Source organism: Shewanella putrefaciens (assembly GCF_016406305.1).
Classification (GTDB): domain Bacteria; phylum Pseudomonadota; class Gammaproteobacteria; order Enterobacterales; family Shewanellaceae; genus Shewanella; species Shewanella putrefaciens_C.
In genome coordinates, this window is record NZ_CP066369.1 from 3,167,892 (window position 1) to 3,186,933 (window position 19,042).

The 19,042-nt window shown below is 44.8% G+C and carries 18 protein-coding genes and 1 pseudogene; 8 read left to right on the top strand and 11 right to left on the bottom strand.

Annotated elements, in window-relative coordinates:
- Positions 1–80 precede the first annotated feature (80 nt).
- The 11 genes and pseudogenes from JFT56_RS13825 to JFT56_RS13870 form a co-directional block, all read right to left on the bottom strand.
- A complete protein-coding gene (locus JFT56_RS13825; protein ID WP_198780636.1) occupies positions 81–626 on the bottom strand; it encodes a DUF3833 domain-containing protein in 546 nt (181 codons plus the stop codon).
- Positions 614–1,180, bottom strand: a complete 567-nt coding sequence (locus tag JFT56_RS20040; RefSeq protein ID WP_420136026.1) for a chalcone isomerase family protein — start codon at positions 1,178–1,180, stop codon at positions 614–616. The genes JFT56_RS13825 and JFT56_RS20040 overlap by 13 nt, the downstream gene beginning before the upstream one ends.
- Positions 1,181–1,750: pseudogene (locus JFT56_RS20045) on the bottom strand (DUF2878 domain-containing protein); the annotation flags it as partial.
- An 89-nt stretch (positions 1,751–1,839) separates the two neighbouring features.
- A complete protein-coding gene (locus JFT56_RS13835; protein ID WP_198780637.1) occupies positions 1,840–3,108 on the bottom strand; it encodes an SAM-dependent methyltransferase in 1,269 nt (422 codons plus the stop codon).
- 1 nt (position 3,109) lies between these two features.
- Positions 3,110–3,934 carry a DUF1365 domain-containing protein gene (locus JFT56_RS13840; protein ID WP_198783582.1) on the bottom strand — a complete coding sequence of 275 codons (825 nt, stop codon included), beginning with the start codon at positions 3,932–3,934 and terminating at the stop codon, positions 3,110–3,112.
- A gap of 11 nt (positions 3,935–3,945) precedes the next feature.
- The gene (locus JFT56_RS13845) at positions 3,946–5,196 is read right to left on the bottom strand and encodes an NAD(P)/FAD-dependent oxidoreductase (protein WP_198780638.1); all 1,251 of its coding nucleotides are present in this window, start codon (positions 5,194–5,196) and stop codon (positions 3,946–3,948) included.
- Entirely contained in the window at positions 5,193–5,993 is an 801-nt protein-coding gene (locus tag JFT56_RS13850) for an SDR family NAD(P)-dependent oxidoreductase (protein ID WP_198780639.1), read from the bottom strand. The genes JFT56_RS13845 and JFT56_RS13850 overlap by 4 nt, the downstream gene beginning before the upstream one ends.
- Positions 5,993–6,439: a nuclear transport factor 2 family protein gene (locus JFT56_RS13855; protein WP_198780640.1), complete on the bottom strand. Its 447-nt coding sequence runs from the start codon at positions 6,437–6,439 to the stop codon at positions 5,993–5,995. The genes JFT56_RS13850 and JFT56_RS13855 overlap by 1 nt, the downstream gene beginning before the upstream one ends.
- Positions 6,440–6,465: 26 nt before the next feature.
- A complete protein-coding gene (gene phrB / locus JFT56_RS13860; protein ID WP_198780641.1) occupies positions 6,466–7,965 on the bottom strand; it encodes a deoxyribodipyrimidine photo-lyase in 1,500 nt (499 codons plus the stop codon).
- Positions 7,952–8,968 carry a MerR family transcriptional regulator gene (locus JFT56_RS13865; protein WP_198780642.1) on the bottom strand — a complete coding sequence of 339 codons (1,017 nt, stop codon included), beginning with the start codon at positions 8,966–8,968 and terminating at the stop codon, positions 7,952–7,954. Before JFT56_RS13865 ends, phrB begins: the two co-directional genes overlap by 14 nt.
- A 39-nt stretch (positions 8,969–9,007) precedes the next feature.
- Positions 9,008–9,961 (bottom strand): YbgA family protein, encoded by a 954-nt coding sequence (locus JFT56_RS13870; RefSeq protein WP_198780643.1) that lies wholly within the window; start codon positions 9,959–9,961, stop codon positions 9,008–9,010.
- 454 nt (positions 9,962–10,415) lie between these two features.
- Here JFT56_RS13870 and JFT56_RS13875 point away from each other — a divergent pair, with 454 nt between their 5' ends.
- The 8 genes from JFT56_RS13875 to JFT56_RS13910 all read left to right on the top strand — a co-directional run bounded on the left by JFT56_RS13875 (position 10,416) and on the right by JFT56_RS13910 (position 19,042).
- Positions 10,416–10,868: a hypothetical protein gene (locus JFT56_RS13875; protein ID WP_198780644.1), complete on the top strand. Its 453-nt coding sequence runs from the start codon at positions 10,416–10,418 to the stop codon at positions 10,866–10,868.
- A complete protein-coding gene (locus JFT56_RS13880; RefSeq protein WP_198780645.1) occupies positions 10,865–12,346 on the top strand; it encodes a TrkH family potassium uptake protein in 1,482 nt (493 codons plus the stop codon). The genes JFT56_RS13875 and JFT56_RS13880 overlap by 4 nt, the downstream gene beginning before the upstream one ends.
- A 52-nt stretch (positions 12,347–12,398) precedes the next feature.
- Positions 12,399–13,412 (top strand): FAD:protein FMN transferase, encoded by a 1,014-nt coding sequence (locus JFT56_RS13885; protein WP_198780646.1) that lies wholly within the window; start codon positions 12,399–12,401, stop codon positions 13,410–13,412.
- Positions 13,413–13,793: 381 nt separating this feature from the next.
- Positions 13,794–13,874, top strand: a complete 81-nt coding sequence (locus tag JFT56_RS20115) for a potassium-transporting ATPase subunit F (protein WP_105252297.1) — start codon at positions 13,794–13,796, stop codon at positions 13,872–13,874.
- Between the two features lie 8 nt (positions 13,875–13,882).
- Positions 13,883–15,607 (top strand): potassium-transporting ATPase subunit KdpA, encoded by a 1,725-nt coding sequence (gene kdpA / locus JFT56_RS13895; protein WP_198780648.1) that lies wholly within the window; start codon positions 13,883–13,885, stop codon positions 15,605–15,607.
- A 2-nt stretch (positions 15,608–15,609) separates the two neighbouring features.
- Positions 15,610–17,628, top strand: coding sequence for a potassium-transporting ATPase subunit KdpB (kdpB, locus tag JFT56_RS13900; protein ID WP_198780649.1), 2,019 nt, complete (start codon positions 15,610–15,612; stop codon positions 17,626–17,628).
- Positions 17,629–17,637: 9 nt separating this feature from the next.
- Positions 17,638–18,237: a potassium-transporting ATPase subunit KdpC gene (gene kdpC, locus JFT56_RS13905; protein ID WP_198780650.1), complete on the top strand. Its 600-nt coding sequence runs from the start codon at positions 17,638–17,640 to the stop codon at positions 18,235–18,237.
- Between the two features lie 34 nt (positions 18,238–18,271).
- Complete coding sequence (locus JFT56_RS13910) at positions 18,272–19,042, top strand: TorF family putative porin (protein WP_198780651.1); 771 nt, start codon at positions 18,272–18,274, stop codon at positions 19,040–19,042.

The following is a 19,042-nucleotide window of genomic DNA, read 5'->3' on the forward strand; positions in this document are numbered from 1 at the left end:
AATACTTAATTGAGGTTGCCATTTTCACCTAACCACATTGTTGTTTCTAAGCTAAAAATCCTAATCACTATGTTGGGGCATTATTTTTGAATGACTAAAGTGACCTTAGCGACTGTGATGCCAAACTTGATAATATCACTCTGATTAATAATGGTATTGTCATTCACTAAGAACATCCAATCGTCGAAATGTACTTGATATTCCTCACCATCTACGGGCAATAACATGTCGTATTTCCAACGTAGCGCACTGCCGCTAGATTGACCATCGGCGATGCCAATAATATCACCCGCGGTTCCTGAGTATCGCCCTTCCCCTAGTGCTTTAATACGCCACACACGGGTTTGAGTTTCGCCATCATCATAGACAAACCACTCATTAATGACTCCCTCACTCCCCTGCCAACTGGCTTCCATAATGACATTGAATTTACGGATCACTTTGCCACTAAAATCATGCACAATCCCAGAGGCTTTTAATGGCCCATTAAAAAATGATTCCAACACCAGTGTCGGATGAGTGTCTTTATAATCAGTCACTTCCACAGATGAACAACCAAATAACAACCCTATCATTATCAGGCCTAAAAATAGCTTGCGGCCGATAAGTCGTTTCAACAATCGCATGGTTTCTCTCCGAGTAATTGCGCCCGCAAACTCGGACGACTAGTGTCTTTCGAAAGCCAAATCGCTAAAAATGCGCCAGCAAAATTGGCATCATGGATAACATCAAGCGGTTGATTATTAAAGAAAAATTGACTCGTTTTTCCATCTATCACTTTAAAACTTAAATGGTCGCCCTGCTTCACATCCGGCCAAGTCGCATCTAATAAACCCAACCAACGCTGGATATCATTCTCGGCAAACCCTAGATGTTTCCATTGATCTTTTGTCGCCTCTAACAGATCTTCAGCATCAATATCGCGATAATATTCAATATCTAACAGCTGTGGATATTGCCCCTCTTGATAATGGCCAGTTAGCGTCAGCAGTCTCGCCCTATACAAGTTAAACCACAGCCAATCCATTTCTGCGCGGCCCACTTCTAAAAACGTCAGCCTTACACCGGCATCAGTCAACTCTAGAGTCCTGTTTTCAACACTAGAGGTTTTGGCCTCTACTTTTGTTAAAGGCGCAGTTAATAAACCGAGCGCCAATAAACATAAACAGCTTGAGTTCAATACCGTAAATCTACGGGCCTTGGTACTTCGATTAAATCCATAGGGATTAGCAAGTTGGATTAAAAATGGCAACAAGACCAACCAAACAAAAAATAACACGAAAGCAGAAATGACATTACCATAGGGTAAATTCACGGCATTAAACTCTGCGCCCGCTAAATAGCTTAACCCGCCAAATATGCCTCCGAGTAACGCCTGAAATATCAGCGGTAAAGGCCGCATAAAGGCCAAGCTATGATTCAAGGTCAAAGCAAAATGCAGCCACAGACAGCCAAGCCACCAGGGGAAAAAAGCAAACTCAAACAACCCTAAAACAGCAAGTACGGTATCTACGCCAATTCCTAAGGCTGCAACCTTTAGCATTAATAGCAAATCCACTTTGCGATACTCGTGCTTACCTAAGGCGGCTAACAAGATAAAGTGAATCAATAACAAAGGGATAGTAAGCAGCAGTGAGCTGTTAAGCCAAAGCACGCTAGACCACCACACCAGCTGAAAACTCAGGGCGTTATAGAGAATAAAGCCCTGATGTTTAAGAGAAACCCGAGAGTTAGCTAACACAGACTTCATCTTTGCCTCACATTTATCTTGCTGTAAACAAAGCGGCTCATTCCAGCGAAAATGGTTATTTCCACGAAAGTGTTGCTTAATCAAAAAAATTACGTTGCATTAGGGCTAGGGAAATGATGGCTAGCAATGCGGTAGTCCGGACGCACAGCCACTAAATGCACAGTGCTTGTGGTTCGCTCTAAAAATCCACCTTCACAATAACTTAGGTAGAATTTCCACATACGAATAAAGTCTTCGCCATAACCTAGGGTTTGGATTTCATCAACGGCATGATCGAAATTCTCATGCCAGTGCCTCAGGGTTTTGGCGTAGTCGAGCCCCATATCATCGAGCGACCAGACCACCATGTCCGTCTGTTTGGCAATATGGCCGACCATTTGACTCACTGAGGGTAAGCAACCACCGGGGAAAATATAACGCTGAATAAAATCCACACTTTTGCGATAGCTGTCATAACGTTGATCGGCAATCGTTATCGCCTGTAGCAGCATGCGCCCATCGGGTTTTAACAATGATTGCAGCTTTTTAAAGAAGCCTGGTATGTACTCATGCCCCACAGCTTCAATCATCTCGATAGAAACAACCCTGTCGTATTCGCCAGTGAGATTACGATAATCCTCGGTTAACAGTGTCACTTTATCGCTTAACCCTTCACGTTCGACGCGGGCTTTAGCATAGGCGTATTGCGCATCTGAAATTGTGGTTGTCGTTACCTGTACGCCATAATGTTTTGCCGCATAGATAGCCAGCGCGCCCCAGCCAGTACCGATCTCAAGTAAGGTTTGCCCTGGCTGTAAATCGAGGCGTTCACAAATAGTCATTAGCTTAAACTGCTGGGCTTCTTCTAAGCTGGCTTTCTCGTGGGGATAAAGCGCGCTCGAGTACAACATTTCACGGTCGAGAAATTGCTCGTACATGGCATTACCCAAATCATAATGGGCGAGAATATTGCGCTTTGAGCCCTCTTGAGAATTGCGATTAAGCACATGCTTCACACGGTTTATCATGCCAGTTAACCAAGAGAATTTGGCTTCAATCCTATCGAGTAAGGCTAAATTGCGGGCAAACAGTTGCACGACTTTGGTGAGATCTGGGCTCGTCCAATGGCTTTGAATATAAGCTTCACCGGCACCAATGGAGCCTGAAAGCATGATTTGACGATAAAAACTTGGGTGTTTAACCACAAGTGTCGCGTGTAAATCGCTATGACTCTCACCAAAACGATAACTCTTGTCGCCCTCAACTAAGGTCAAGCAGCCGTGGGGCAAACTTTCCAGCGCCTTAAGCAAGACTTTACGCGCAATACTGTCGGGCAGTTTCCCTGTGGTGACTGAGGTTTGCGAAGCCGTATTTTCCATGTTATTTCTCCATCTGAGCTGGATGCGGCACAAAGGGCACACGTTTGAAGAAGAGTTTTAACGCTTGCCAATATATTCCGAAGAAGATCTTGAGCGTCATAAAAGGGAAGCGAAACAATAGCGTCCGTAAATTGGCCGCCGTGATCGGTTGGCGTTTCATCACAAGATTGGCATTAAACAGTTTTTTGCCATTCTCTTGCATCGACTTGTTTTCAATACCAATATTTAAAACCTCACCCGGCGCAGACACATGCCAGAGATAACGCATATCTAGGGTCATAAAGGGGGAAACGTGAAACACTTTATCTGAAGCTTTAGGCGCGGCTAAATCCACTAAATAGCAATGGCGCTGATCCCAAGGCGTGTTACTCACTTCGGCCAACATATATAAAGGCGTTTGATCTTGATAACAAAAGTAGAAATTAACCGGGCTAAAATACAGGCCGAAATGGCGGATCTGCCCCACAAACAAGACTCTATTACACAGCTTATCTGCGCCTAACTCGGCCACTTGCGCCAGTACGCGACTCTTGAGTGCCGCGGCGCTCGGATCGACAACAGCCACTTCACCACTATGATTGGATTTGCTCGTAAAAGTCGTTAAATAATCCCTTGGATTAAACCTCAATAAAGCGCGGCGTTGACTGGCAAAAATTCGCCCCATAGCACTAATCCTATCGACTTCATCTAAGTCAATCGCCAGCAGCGCCATGGCATAACTAAAGCTATGTTTAATTGGTGTAAAACGGCTGTGGGATACTGTGCCGTAATAAATACCACTATTAAGCTCTGTCATATTTAGATCGGTCATATTTAGATCGGTCATATTTAGATCGGTCATAGACTGATACCAAAATGGGCGCACACATCCAGTGCACTGCGGACCCCATCTTCATGGAACCCATTGTGCCAATAGGCGCCAGCAAAATGGGTATGATTTTGACCGGAGATTTCCTCACGGCGACCCTGCGCCCTAAGGCTAGCTTCGTTAAACACTGGGTGGGCATAATTGAAGCGGCGTATGACTTTTGCCTCATCAATCAACTCTGACTGATTTAAAGTGACACAAAAGGTCGGTGCATTGGCTGGCAACTGTTGCAGTATGTTCATGTTGTAAGTCACTGATGCAGGGCGTTTTAGATTGCCATCTAATCGATAGTTCCAACTCGCCCAGGCGGCTTTTCGCTTAGGCAAGATACTTGTATCTGTGTGCAACACCACATCGTTATTCTGGTAGTTGAGATCGCCTAAGATGGCGCTCTCTTTGGGCGTAGGATCCTTTAACATCCGCAGTGCTTGGTCGCTATGGCAGGCTAAAATCACCTCATCGAATTCCAACCATTCACCGTGGACTTGTAACTTCACCCCATTGCCATAGCGTTCAATACCTGTCACGGGGGAGTTAAGGCGAATATTGTTTTTAAAGGGCGCTATAAGATCAGGAATATAGCTACGCGAGCCCCCCTTTAGCACATACCACTGGGGTCTATCACTGACATTTAATAATCCATGGTGCTGGAAGAAACGAATAAAAAACTTCAACGAAAACGCACGCATATCTTCTATGCTCGAAGACCAAATCGCCGCGCCCATAGGCAAAATATAATGTTCGGCGAAAAATGGTGAAAAGTTTTCATTGTCTAAATAATCACCTAAGTTACCTTCGGGATAAATATCCTGTTGATAGAGTGCCTTACAGCCTTTATTGAAGCGTAAAATTTCTTTTAAAAAGGCCCAAAAGCGTGGATTCAGGAGGTTACGCTTTTGGGCAAACAAACTACCTAAATTGTGGCCATTGTATTCAAGCCCAGTCAGGGCGTTATGCACGCTAAAACTCATCTCAGTCGGTAATATAGTGACGTTAAGGCGAGCTAATAAACGTTCAAATCGTGGATAGGTTCTGTCATTAAACACAATAAAACCTGTGTCTATAGCGTAGGTTTGCCCTTGATGTTCCACATCGACCGTTGCTGTGTGGCCGCCGATATAGTCATTGCCCTCAAACACTGTGACCTTGTGCGATTCACTTAATAGATGGCCGCAGGTTAAGCCTGAAATGCCAGTGCCGACGATAGCGATATTTTTCATAAACTTGGGTCCTTAAACGGCTTGGCTTGAGTATCGTTTGCAATCATTTTTTGCCACACAAAGGCAGGTAAAAACGACATCAATTTCAATAGATAAGTAAAACGTCGCGGGAAATGGATCTCGCGCCTGCCAGCATTAAGGCCCTCGCGTATCGCCTTAGAAGCGGTTTGCACACTCACTTGCATTGGCATAGAAAAATCATTTTTGGCCGTCAGTGGCGTTGCCACAAAACCTGGGCAAATCAAGCTCACGCCTATGTCATTCTTGGCAAGATCGAGGGCGAGACTCGAGGCTAAATACTGCACGCCAGCTTTGGAGGCGCCGTAGGCTTCGGCGCGTGGGAAAGGCAAGTAAATGGCGCTAGAACTCATTAAGCCAATGCGCGACCCCCTTGGCATTAAAGGTAAAAATGCCCCAAGGCAGTATCCCATCGCGATCAAATTGGTATGGACTATGCGCTCGAACAATAGATCATCGAAAGCCTTAGCATCGTCTATATATTCACAACTGCCCGCGTTTAAAATCACCAAATCGAGCTGACTATCGGTCTGCGCCAATAACTCGGCTAAATCTTGGCCAGCTTGTTGAACTTGGTCGCGCTGGGATATATCGAAAATTAACAGCGTGGCACCAGGGAGTTCATTCAAGGCTAACGCCTCTAACCTTTGCTGCGATCGGCCACAGGCGATCACATGCCAACCTAAAGCTAAATAGTCCTTAGCCAGTTGCAACCCAATACCTGAGCTTGCGCCTGTGATCAGCACTGTATTCATTTTCATCGGCTTAACGGCGTCCATTACTTTGCCGCCCTGTCTTTAAGCAAGCGAATAAGCCCACCCATGCAAGGCAAATGCTCATACAACATTTGCCCTAAGTCGAAGTAATCCCTATGGAAATAAATCTTGTCGTTAAATTTCAGCTGGCTCATGCCATCAACACGGATAAGCCCGCCTTTATTTAACTTAGGGTGGCAATATTGCATCTGCCAAAACAGTGCGGCTTGATTCGCATCCTGCTGTACTTCTTTGATCTCAAACTGAATATGCTGAACATTCTTGTATAACTTCGCAAAATACTGAGTTAATGCCTCTAGCCCTAAAATTTGATGCATAGGATCGGTAAAGCGAATACTGTCGTCGTAAACTTGGCCCAACAGGTGCAAATTATCTTTATTCAAAGCTTGATAAAGCTGAATAAAATCATCAACAAGCGTATTAGGCAGAGTCGTCTCATGGTTTGTCATCTGGTTATTGCTCCTGATCCTATTTATCAGGCCGAGGCCTTTTTCAACACGCCTAATACGGTTAATGCCCTTGCTCTTGCGGCACTGTGCTCGACAATCGCACTTGGATAAGCCGTTTTAGTGTTAAATAACGGCTGTTCAAACAAGGACGGTGTCTTAGCTGCACTGGGTTGATGTAATTGCTTAATTCCCCAAGATGCGAGCTCTGGTAAGTACTTACGGATGAAGCTGCCATCTGGATCAAACTTTTCACTCTGACTCATAGGATTAAAGATGCGAAAATAGGGCTGGGCATCGCAGCCACATCCTGCGGACCACTGCCAGCCGCCATTATTTGCGGCCAAGTCACCATCGATGAGTTTTTGACGGAAATAGCGCTCCCCCCAACGCCAGTCAATCAGTAGATGTTTAGTCAGGAAACTTGCCACCACCATACGTAGCCGATTGTGCATCCAACCCGTTTGATTGAGTTGACGCATTGCGGCATCGACAATCGGATAGCCAGTACGACCTTCGCACCAAGCGGCAAACTCCTGCGGGTTATTGCGCCACTGCACATGGTCGGCTTGACGATTGAAATTGTGATCCTTAGATAAATCGGGAAATGCCACCAGCAAATGACGGTAAAACTCACGCCAGATAAGCTCATTTAACCAAGTACGAGCTGGGCTAGTATCGTCGACAATCACCTCAGGGAAGTGATGTAACAGCGCGGCAACGCATTGTCTTGGACTTACGACACCAATAGCCAGATAGGGTGAAATTGAGCTAGTACCATCAATGGCGGGGAAATCCCTATCTTGCTTATAATCCTGCACTTTTTGCTGAATAAATGTGGTGAGTAAACGCTTTGCCTGCCCTTCTCCCGCCGCCCAAAGTTCACTCGACACTTTAGTGACATTGTTAAACAAAAGCGGCTTTGGCTCGGCCAGCACAGGCCCAAGCGGCATAGGAACAGGCAGCGGTACTATGGCATGACGGGCGGCAATTTCCCGCCACTTACGGCTAAAAGGGGTAAACACCTTGTACATATCGCCGGATAAATTCAGCACAGTGCCCGGCTTAAGCAAACAGTGTTCTTCGGTTAACACTAGAGGGATACCCGATTGAATACAGGCTTGGTCGCGCAGTTGCTCGTTAATCTCAGGCTCGCGACCAGCAAACACGCGGCCAATCCCCCGTTGCTGGCAATAGTGACTGAGAAACGCAGGCTCATCAGCAAAGGTATCTAACTGAATTAACTCAAATTCAATACCAAGACTCGCCAGTCCTTGGGCAAGTAGATTGATATGACGTTCGATAAAATCCAACTGAATGGGCGCCACATCATGGCGCTGCCACTGGGTTGGCGTAGCGATGTAAATCGCCTTAAGTGCCGCGCCATTCTCCCGCGCCCAATCGCAGGCGGCGGTTAACGCCTGATTATCGGCAAGGCGTAAATCTTGCCGAAACCACATCAGTGCGTTATTGCTCTGCACTTTTATTGGAATTGAATCTATTGGCATTGAATCATTAGCTAATGTCATTGTTTTTCTCGCTATTTATCTGCTCGCTTTGATTCACGGTATTCGTCTTTCCACTGTGCTTACGACTTCTATTCACCTTTCCCGCTAAACGAGATGGTATTTTCCCAATCAAGTCTGTCGTCGAAGGCGCCAAAAAAGCAGATAAAAGGCTTAACGTTGGCGCAAAAGGGCCCATAAACCAGCATGGGAAAGTCATTTGTTCCAATACAGTCAGCATTTCAGTCTGTTCAGAACCCGAATGATTTGAGTCGGGAATAAGCAAAAGTGCATCGACGTTAAGCCTGCCTCGCAGCAAAGGTAAACTGCCTATGGCTTGCTCGCCAAGATCAATAACCGATACCCGCAGCGACGCTAACTCGAGCGATAGAAGTAGAGAAAACAAAATGTTAGTGCGGGTGGAATTAAGCGAGGAATGTACTCCACGGGATAAACTCACCACAACAATGCGCGCCGCAGCTGGCTGCCCGGTAAAGGCATAACGCCCACCCACTCGGCTCAGTAATTCACTCTTTAACCAAGCCATAATGAGTTCGGCATCGAGCCGCTCATTCACTAAGTCCTCGAGTTGATTAAACCAAGGTTGCAGCAGCTTTTCTTTCACTAATTGAAATGGATATAAGCCCAATGCCTCGTCTAATATCTGCTGTAATTTGTGCTGATTGAAATCAAATAATGCCGTATTCAGTGCCGTGATTTGCTCGCCCCACGGTTCGACAGTTTGGGGGTCGGCCATTGCATTTGATGACTTGGCAGCACTCGTCAGCAAAGGTTTAACCTTGCTGATCGCAACACCTTTGGCTAACCATGCATTAATCTCATGGATTTCTTGAATATTTTCGCTCGTATATAGCCTGTGCCCCTTGGGCGTGCGCGCAGGGATCACTAAACCAAAACGACGCTGCCATGCCCTTAAGGTCACAGCATTTACACCTGTTAAGGCCGACACTTCACCTATAGGCAGTAAGGTTTGGTCATCCCTGATTGAGGGTGAATCTTTTTTCATATTAATCACTTACTATTTTTGTGGCGTAGAAAACAACGACTAATAGGCATAGCGCAGCTTTAACTCCTCAGGATGGGGGTTTAAGTACACTTGATCTTCAATGTAAGGCGTCGGGAATTCCCGCAGATAATGGTTAATCAGCGTGATGGGGACTAACAGGGGCAATAGCCCTTGGCGATATTTCATAATAGCTTCAGACAGTTCTGTCTTTTGCTCTTTGCTCAAATGCTTTTTAAAGTAACCCTGAATATGCTGCAACGTGCTGGTATGGTTTTTACGGGTCGCATTGATTTTTAGCGCCGTCATAAAGCCTTCAAAGTAGCGCGTCGCGCTTTGCTCAAGATCCTCAATATTGGCCACTATCGGCCCAAGCTCGCGATACCACTTTGGGCTGTGTGCCATTAGCAGATATTTATAGCGGGAATGAAACTTCACTAACTTATTCTTAGTCAGCCCCTCGTGCTTCATCAAGTGCCAATCGTGATAGGCATAAACGCGGGTAAAAAAGTTCTCCCGCAGCACCATATCATGCAAGCGCCCTTCTTCTTCCACGGGCAATAGTGGGTAACGTTCCATCAACTTACGGGCAAACACACCAATCCCAGACTTAGAGCCATTGTTGGTGCCAATTTTGTACTCAGTTACCCGCTCCATACCGCAGGTTGGCGACTTAGCGCAGAGCAAGTATCCGCCAAGGAAGTCGAGTTCCTGAACCTTGTTTTCACTGTATTCATTGAGCCTGTAGGTCACATCTAAGCTACCGTCACCACTCTGTACCAAGATGGTTTCACCATCACGGACTAGTCGGATACTTTTACGGGGCGCACCTAAGCCAATCGCCATTTCAGGACAGATGGGCACATAATCGAAAAATGACGCAATCTCTTGATTGCAATAGGAAGAGTTTTTATGGCCACCATCAAAGCGAACTTTCTCTCCCAATAAGCAAGCACTGATCCCAATCTGAATTCGCTGTGGGTTAAACTTGTACATAAGTCGACTCCTTGTATCACTATGCCTCTAATTACGAACCAGAGTTGTACAAGGATCAAGTTTTTGTATAAATATTTTTTAAAAGTCCGGTTAACACTAACCAGGCCTAAGTGCATTAAAGCTAATCATTTGTAAAATAATAGAATACTGTGAACTAAGGTGATATGAAGTAGCTCACTTTAAAGTGGCAAACCCTAAAGTTTGAATCATTACTCATCATATCCTTATGGGGTTTTACTGCTTGGTTGCAGTAAATGAGTTACATGTTTTCATGCCCAATAAATCTGCAGTTACGGATTTATAGCATTGCACTTAGCGCTTATCGAAACAATGCTCAAGCAATTGATTAACCTATAATTTATTTTTAAAGTGTAAAATTTTACGCTTTTTTTACGCGTCAAAAATCTATTCAACTGTTAGAGTCAAACCCTGTACTACATAAAGACGTATTTTAATGAGCGGAGCAAAAAAGTTTAAGCCTGTTATGAACTTATCAACAAGTTTTTGGAACTCACTTGCTATCTATTTATCCTTGAACTATTTGTTGCAATCATATATAGCAATTTCCCTTACAATTCAAATTGCTACCATCATGATTCCCTTTCAATATGGCACTCACTATGTGCACATACTTTCATTTCTAGAATTTATTACTTTTTTATTTTTTCACCTTAGCCACCATCTCAGTTTAATAAATCATACAGACAGCATCTGTTTAATCATTTTTATTGCCGTTATAAAAACTATCATTAATTTCACTGAAAACCACAAAAAACCACGAAAAGAAAACAAGAATAATCACGCTAAAAACCTAACAACCCTATCAGCTGACAAAACTACAACCAAAAATAAAAACCTTTATCAGAATATAGACAAATCATTGATAGAGAGAAGGACTTTAGAATGATTGATACAAGTCGAAAGCATCAAACTAGCTCTCGTTTTCATACAATTATTCATCTATGTAGCTTTTTAATAATAATATATAGCTTCACTATGTTGGCCCCGATTGCTGTTGCCTTGTTTTATAATGACGGCTACATCACACCATTTTTAAGCACATTTATACTTTCTATTATTATTGGTTTTATTGGTTGGAAAACGACTATTCAGGAAAATAAAAACCTACAAAAACGTGATGGATTCATGGTTGCATGCTTATTCTGGCTTATATTTTCATTAATGAGCGCATTACCATTCCTTCTTGATAGACGCTTAGAGTTGAGTTTAACCGATGCCATGTTTGAAGGCGTATCTGGAATTACAACCACTGGAGCATCAATTTTTTCAAATATTAATGATCTACCAAAATCGATTTTATTTTATCGAGCACAGCTTAATTTTCTCGGCGGTTTAGGGATCATTGTTTTGGCCGTTGCTATTATGCCATTTCTCGGTATTGGTGGCGCAAAATTGTATCAGTCTGAGATGCCAGGCCCCATGAAAGAGGAAAAGATGACGCCTCGCCTCGCGGATACAGCAAGAAATCTATGGGGTCTCTATAGTGTGCTCGCCTTAGGCTGCGCGGTTGCCTATAAACTTGCAGGAATGAATTGGTTTAATGCGATATGTCATAGCCTATCTACCGTTTCATTAGGTGGTTTTTCTACCCATAGTGACAGCTTAGGATATTATAACAGTGCAGCAATTGAACTTGTTGGTGGTGTTTTTTCAATACTGGCAGCAATAAACTTCGCCTTATATTATGTAATGATAGTTCGCAGAAGCATGAAACCCATTTTGGATAATGCGGAGGTTAGATTTTTTATTCTTATATTATCTATCGTTGTTGGAATTGCTTGTATAGAGCTTGTTCGTACTCAAACTTTCGCTACCCAAGACGCTTTAGTCCATGGCTTCTTTCAAACGGTTTCAGTCATGACTGACAATGGATTAGGCTCTGCGGGTTATCCTAATTGGCCTAGTCATATAGTGCTTTTGTTATTAGGAGCAAGCTTTTTTGGCGGATGCTTTGGTTCTACTTGTGGCGGTATTAAAGCTGTCAGATTTTTACTCTTGTATCGTCAAGGGATCCGAGAAATTCACCAATTGGTTCATCCAAATGCCATTTTAACCACAAAGATTAGTGGTCAAGTCGTTTCAGACAGGGTCATTCGTTCAGTGTGGGGATTATTTTTTCTGTATATATTTTTTACTTGCGTTTTTGTATGGGGATTGGTTGCCATTGGACATGATTTTGCCACTTCCTTTGGAACCGTAGCCGCTTGCATTAATAATATGGGGATTGGTTATGGTGATACAGCATCTGGATTTGGCACTTTAAAAGATGCGGGGAAATGGCTGATGTGTGTGGCTATGCTTTTTGGCCGACTAGAAATATTTCCTGTATTAATTATTTTCTCACGAGCATTTTGGCGATTTTAAATATAAATTTAGTTTGCAGTCAATCACCCGTATTGATTGAAAGGATCATTATATGAAGTGGTTATTAGCATGTATATTACTCATTATGTTAGTAGGGTGTCAGAAATCGCCAGTTTATACCAAGTTAGAAGGCCTTGCGCAGGGGACGAGTTGGCATGTGACATTTTGGAGTAAAGACAATATAAATAGTACAGAGATAAATCGCGATATTGAGCGGCAATTGGCAGAAATAGATCTTCATATGTCTACTTATCGTTCAGATTCTGTAATTTCTCGTTTTAACAATATGCATTCCGCTATGGCGGTCGGGGATGATATTTTAGGACTAATAGAAATAGCCAAGGAGGTCACGTCAAAAACGGAGGGATGTTATGATTTGACCATTAAACCATTATTCGATTTGTGGGGATTTACCCATAACCAATTAACTATTCCTACAGAAAGTGCACTTCAACAGACATTAACCTATGTTGGCTTACATCATTTAAGTATTAATAATCAAATATTAACTAAAGATTTGCCAGAGGTACATCTTGATTTATCTTCGATTGGACAGGGATATAGTGTAGGCAAAGTTGCAGATGTGCTAAAGCGATACAATATCGATAACTATTTGGTAGAGATTGGCGGCGAAATGGTCGTACACGGCAGTAAGCTCGACGGTTCTGCTTGGAAAATCGCGATTGAAAAACCGCTGCCAGAACAGCGTACTATGCAAAAAGTGCTCCAGATCAATTTCCCTCAAGCCATTATGACATCTGGCACATACCGTCACTATTTCGATCATTTAGGGCAGCGCTATTCACATATTATTGATGCGCGAACCGGTAAACCCGTAATCCATAACACAGTATCTGTCACTGTGTTGGCAACGGATCCGGCTCGAGCAGATGCTTGGTCTACAGCGCTATTATGTTTAGGAAGTCAACAAGGGTTAGCCGTCGCTAATCAGAATGATATAAAAGCATTATTTATTGATGATAATAAAGGTGTGCTTAAAGAGATTAAGACAGATAGCTATAATAAAATAAAAAATATAGAGCTTAATTTAACAACGAATAATTGAGTTATCCATTATATATTACCCCTCATTAAATCAAGTGCTAGGATTATTTTAGCAGAGTAACCCCCAATATCAGCTAGTATCCATAGCTGATATTTCTATTTATTATTAATAATTTACTCAGTAGTTGATGTGGATTACCTTCTAATTCTGAAGACTATGACATCACCCATAACGGCAAATAATTGTTAAAATATTGATAAAATCCAGCCTTTCTTTGCCACTTGCTAAACACACCAACGTTGCATATTTATCCTCACCTACTTTTGCTAAATATTGTTATTTTTACGTATTCTTTACGGGATTCGTCTTTGCCATTCTAGAGACTTTACGCGGTTAATTCATATATTTGTCCTGTCACTCAATTTCTTAAGGACAAATTATATGGACTGGATATTTCTAATACTCTCCATAGCACTTTTCATCTACTTAGCAGTGGCAATGTTTGCCCCTAATAAGTTTTAGGAGTCGTTATGTTTGAAATCACCCTTATTTTCATTACTGCGCTTGGGCTCGCATGGCTGTTGGGATCCTATATGACAGGGATTTTCTCTGGTCAGTCCCATTTTTCAGATCGTTTATTTAATCCCATTGAAAAGTGGATTTATCGGGCTATAGGCGTAAATGCCCATTCGGGGATGACATGGAAATCCTATGGTGCGGCGTTTCTTATCAGCAACTTGGTACTTGGCATTTTGGCGTTTCTTATCCTTAAATTCCAACATGTGTTACCGCTTAACCCCGATGGCATAGGACCATTATCTTGGGATCTGGCTTTGCACACTGCGGTGTCATTCCTCACCAATACCAATCAACAGCACTATTCCGGGCAGGCTCAGCTCAGTTATCTATCCCAAGGATTTGTCATTGTCACGTTGCAATTTGTCACTCCAGCCATGGCGCTGGCGGTTTGTGTAGCGATTTTGCGGGGAATGTTAGGCGGACTTAATAATGACAGCGCCAAAGAGGACGAGGCTCGAAATCTGGGTAACTATTATGTTGACCTAGTGCGCGGTGTACTCAGACTTATGCTGCCATTAGCGGCTATTGTGGCGCTGTTACTGACTTGGCAAGGCGTACCGAGTAGTTTTGACAGTGCGCAAAAAGTGAACACCTTAGATTCTGCATCACCTATCACTGAGCAGGTCGTTCCGATTGGCCCCGTTGCATCTATGGTGGCCATTAAGCAGTTAGGTACTAATGGCGGGGGCTGGTATGGCCCCAACAGTAGTAACCCGCTAGAAAACCCAACGCCAGTCAGTAATGCAATCGAGACCATTGCCTTAGTGCTGATCCCTATGGCCGTCGTCTTTATGGCTGGCGGAATGCTAAGACGCAAAAAATTTACCCTAATGGCTTTAGTTGCTATGGGTCTATTGAGCGTCAGTTTTCTGGGGGCGACTGTGTACAGCGAGTTGCAACCCAACGCCGCCTTTACGGGATTAAGCGCCCAAGGGCCGAATATGGAGGGTAAAGAAGTTCGCTTTGGACCTGAGCTATCGGCGCTCTGGGCTTCTTTTACCACACAAACCTCTAACGGTTCGGTCAATGCCATGCACGATTCCTTCAATCCAATCGGGGGATTGATGACGCGATCAGGCATGTTACTCAATGCGATATGGGGCGGTATTGGCTGCGGTTTTGTTAACTTTATCGTTTATGTGTGGATTGCTGTTTTCTTATCGGGATTGATGATTGGCCGTACGCCAGAGATATTTGGTCGTAAGCTCGAAACCCGTGAAATCACCCTTTTGGGAAGTCTATTAGTTTTACCTACCTTATGCGTCTTAGGTTTGACGGCGATCACTGTGGCTATCCCGAGTATTACGGGCAACAGTAACCCCGGCTTTCATGGGATTTCGCAAGTCTTTTACGAATATACCTCCGCTTTTGCTAATAACGGTTCGGGTTTTGAAGGCTTAGGTGATAACACGCCTTGGTGGAATATCAGTTGCGTTATCGCCTTACTACTCGGTCGATACCTGCCGCTGTTTTTACCGCTGGCGATTGCGGGGATGATGTCGAGTAAAAGAGTGAGCCCCGACAGTAACGCGAGCTTGAAGCTCGAGAGTCCCACCTTTTGTTTCACCCTTATTGCCGTGATTTTAATCATTAACTTCCTGTCTTTCTTACCTGCGGCGGTATTAGGGCCTATTGGCGAAGCTTTAGAACTTGCCACTATGAGTCTGGAGAAATAGTCATGCATAAACCTGCTCAAATATTAGATAGCGCCGGCGTGAAGCAAGCTGCCTTTGGTGCTGTAAAGAAAATGTCCTTAGTGAGTATGGCTGGCAACCCTGTGATGTTCGTGGTGATGGTGGGCGCTTTACTCGCCGCTTTGATCACTGGACAAAAGTTCTTCAATGGCGAGACGGTTGCTTTTGAGTTAACCACGACCCTTATTCTTTTGCTTACCGTGTGGTTTTCTAACTTTGCTGAATCGGTGGCAGAGGCAAGGGGTCGCGGACAAGCGGCTAGCTTAAAGTCGGCGAAAGAGGCCTTGCAGGCGAGGCGCATACGCCACGGTGAGTTGGAATCCGTATCCGCAACTTTGCTTGTCAAAGGCGATAAGGTGAAGGTTTTGCAGGGTGATTATATTCCTGCCGATGGTGAAATCATCGAAGGGATAGCCACTATCAATGAATCGGCGATTACCGGTGAATCTGCGGCTGTGCTGCGTGAAGCAGGCACAGATCATTCAGGTGTGATTGGCGGCACTAAGGTACTTACGGGTGAAATTACCGTGCTGGTTGCCAACGATCCTGGGAATAGCTTTTTAGATCGCATGATAGGGCTGGTCGAAGGGGCGAAGCGTCAGAAAACACCGAACGAAACGGCGTTGACTGTGCTACTTGCATCATTGACTGCGGTTTTCCTGATCGTGGTGGTGACTTTGCCACCCATGGCGGGTTTCGTCGGTGCAAGCCTTGATTACACTATGTTAATTGCGCTGTTAGTGTGTTTGATCCCAACGACGATTGGTGGCTTGTTACCCGCTATTGGGATTGCAGGCATGAACCGCGCCTTAGCCGCCAATGTGGTCGCTAAATCGGGTAAAGCCGTGGAAGTTGCGGGGGATATCGATACGTTACTGCTGGATAAAACGGGCACTATCACTTTCGGTGATCGTCAAGCGACCGCATTTTTACCCGTGAAAGGCATTGCAGCTGAGATGTTGCGTGATGCGGCGGTGCTTTCTTCCCTCGATGACCCCACCCCTGAAGGGAAATCTGTACTCAAATTGGCCATAGATTTGGGCGCGGTATTGCCCGTCAAACCTACGGATGCGACTTTTATCCCATTTACGCCAGAGACTCGGGTTTCTGGGGTGATTTTAACCGATGGTATTCAAGGCATTAAAGGCGCTGGCGATGCGATGCAGTTTTGGGCGCAGCAGCATCAAATTCACTGGCCTGAATCTGTTAACGCGCTTATCCGCAAAGTGGCGTTGCAGGGGGGCACTCCCTTAGTCGTCGCCAGTGGCACACACATTTTAGGGGTTATAGCTTTAAGTGACGTGATTAAGCCGGGCGTTGCGGAGCGGTTTGCTCGTTTAAGGGCGCTCGGTGTACGGACCATCATGGTGACAGGGGATAATCCGCTAACGGCTGGCGTGATTGCCGCCGAGGCTGGGGTCGATGATTTTGTCGCTGAAGCTAAACCTGAGGATAAACTTGCCCTTATTCGTGCAGAGCAGGCCAAAGGTCGATTAGTGGCTATGGTGGGGGATGGCACTAACGATGCGCCAGCATTAGCGCAGGCCGATGTAGGTCTTGCGATGAACTCGGGTACCCAAGCCGCTAAAGAAGCGGGCAATATGGTGGATTTGGATTCTGATCCCACTAAATTACTGGCTATCGTTGAAGTCGGAAAACAATTGCTGATCACCCGCGGCGCCTTGACTACATTCTCCCTCTCCAATGATGTGGCTAAGTATTTTGCCATTATTCCAGCGGTATTTGCGGGGGCTTTGCCTGCGATTGGTGCACTGGATCTGATGCAGCTTCACAGCCCAACCTCAGCCGTACTCGCAGCGCTCGTATTTAACGCTCTTATCATTCCCGCCTTAATTCCATTGGCTTTAAAAGGCATCAAACTCAAACCCATAAGTGCAGAAAAATTACTGCGAAATAACATGCTGATTTATGGCTTAGGCGGGGTGATTTTACCCTTTGTCGGCATTAAAGCGCTCGACTCAATCATTGCACTTATGCTCTAGGAGACAGTAATGAATTCAATCGTATATACCACTAAAACCCAGCATGCCGTTATGGGATTGAGAGCCAGTTTCGCCCTGTTATTTGTGTGCGGCGTTGTCTATACCGGCACTGTGACTCAGCTCGGTGGCGCTTTATTTCCCGTACAAGCTAAGGGCAGTGTGATCCACAGGGATAATGTCGCTATGGGTTCTGAGTTCATCGCTCAGCCCTTTGTTAATCCAGCCTATTTTTATAGTCGGCCGAGCGCTGTCGGTTACGATCCTATGGCGACAGGCGGTAGTAACCTTGCACCGAGTAACCCGGCGTTACGTGAACGTGTGATGGCAACGAGCCAAGAAATCCAAGCTAGGGAATCCGTTCAGGCCGCTGATATCCCAGTCGATTTACTCGCCACATCGGGGGCGGGACTGGATCCTCATATTTCACCCGCTGCAGCCAAACTGCAAGTCGCGCGCGTGGCTCAGGCTCGACAGTTAGCCGAACCACAAGTGTTGACCTTAGTGGCGCAATTTATCGAACCACCGCAGTGGGGCATTTTTGGGCAAGCGCGCGTCAATGTGCTCAAGCTCAACCTCGCTCTCGACCAGATTGCTAAACACGCTCAATAAAACAATATTCTACTGAATTTAAGGATAAATTTTTATGTTACATATTAAGTCGGCTCTTTGTTCACGTTGTTCGCGCCTCTGCGCGAGTGTGATGATGGCATTATCTTCACTCTCTATGGGCGCGCTTGCCAACACTGAGACTCATGGGGGCAATGCCTCTTGGCAGAGTCAAGGGAGTGTGATGCTCATCAGTGATTATGCGTTTCGCGGTATTTCTCAAACCGATGAAGGACCTGCAGTTCAAGCTGGATATACCTTAAACCATGATTCTGGCTGGTATGGCTCACTTTGGGGCAGTAACATCGAATTTGGGGATGGAAGTTTAGAACTCGACTTGTCCGCTGGCTGGGCCAAGGATTGGGATAATGGCTTAACAACGGACCTAGGCGTGATACGTTACCAATACTCGCAGGACGATACCGACCTGAGTTATAACGAAATTTATGCTGTGGTAAGCTACGCCGATGCTAAGTTAGGGCTGGTTTATTCTCCTGATTATTTTGGCGAAAATGTAGACGATTTTCAGTATGTTTACGCCAGTTATGGGCCGCAACTGTTCTCGAATCTAAGCCTAGCGCTGCATCTTGGGAGCAATTTTTTTGCTTCCGAGCAAGATATGGCACTGTTTTTAGGTTCTATGGCCGCAAGCAATAGCCACTATTTAGATTGGCGAGTGGGGCTGAACCTCAATATGACTGAGCAGGACGTGTTGAGTGTCGGTTATGTCGATACGGATTTATCGCAGAGTCAGTGTCAATCCCTGTGTGATGCGCGCTGGATAGTCAGTCTTTCAAGGAGTTTCTAA

Excerpts from the sequence above, each read along its gene's own strand:
- JFT56_RS13825 (WP_198780636.1), bottom strand. The coding sequence starts at position 626 with ATGCGATTGTTGAAACGACTTATCGGCCGCAAGCTATTTTTAGGCCTG.
- JFT56_RS13835 (WP_198780637.1), bottom strand. The coding sequence starts at position 3,108 with ATGGAAAATACGGCTTCGCAAACCTCAGTCACCACAGGGAAACTGCCC.
- JFT56_RS13840 (WP_198783582.1), bottom strand. The coding sequence starts at position 3,934 with ATGACCGATCTAAATATGACCGATCTAAATATGACAGAGCTTAATAGT.
- JFT56_RS13845 (WP_198780638.1), bottom strand. The coding sequence starts at position 5,196 with ATGAAAAATATCGCTATCGTCGGCACTGGCATTTCAGGCTTAACCTGC.
- JFT56_RS13850 (WP_198780639.1), bottom strand. The coding sequence starts at position 5,993 with ATGGACGCCGTTAAGCCGATGAAAATGAATACAGTGCTGATCACAGGC.
- JFT56_RS13855 (WP_198780640.1), bottom strand. The coding sequence starts at position 6,439 with ATGACAAACCATGAGACGACTCTGCCTAATACGCTTGTTGATGATTTT.
- phrB (WP_198780641.1), bottom strand. The coding sequence starts at position 7,965 with ATGACATTAGCTAATGATTCAATGCCAATAGATTCAATTCCAATAAAA.
- JFT56_RS13865 (WP_198780642.1), bottom strand. The coding sequence starts at position 8,968 with ATGAAAAAAGATTCACCCTCAATCAGGGATGACCAAACCTTACTGCCT.
- JFT56_RS13870 (WP_198780643.1), bottom strand. The coding sequence starts at position 9,961 with ATGTACAAGTTTAACCCACAGCGAATTCAGATTGGGATCAGTGCTTGC.
- JFT56_RS13875 (WP_198780644.1), top strand. The coding sequence starts at position 10,416 with ATGAGCGGAGCAAAAAAGTTTAAGCCTGTTATGAACTTATCAACAAGT.
- JFT56_RS13880 (WP_198780645.1), top strand. The coding sequence starts at position 10,865 with ATGATTGATACAAGTCGAAAGCATCAAACTAGCTCTCGTTTTCATACA.
- JFT56_RS13885 (WP_198780646.1), top strand. The coding sequence starts at position 12,399 with ATGAAGTGGTTATTAGCATGTATATTACTCATTATGTTAGTAGGGTGT.
- JFT56_RS20115 (WP_105252297.1), top strand. The coding sequence starts at position 13,794 with ATGGACTGGATATTTCTAATACTCTCCATAGCACTTTTCATCTACTTA.
- kdpA (WP_198780648.1), top strand. The coding sequence starts at position 13,883 with ATGTTTGAAATCACCCTTATTTTCATTACTGCGCTTGGGCTCGCATGG.
- kdpB (WP_198780649.1), top strand. The coding sequence starts at position 15,610 with ATGCATAAACCTGCTCAAATATTAGATAGCGCCGGCGTGAAGCAAGCT.
- kdpC (WP_198780650.1), top strand. The coding sequence starts at position 17,638 with ATGAATTCAATCGTATATACCACTAAAACCCAGCATGCCGTTATGGGA.
- JFT56_RS13910 (WP_198780651.1), top strand. The coding sequence starts at position 18,272 with ATGTTACATATTAAGTCGGCTCTTTGTTCACGTTGTTCGCGCCTCTGC.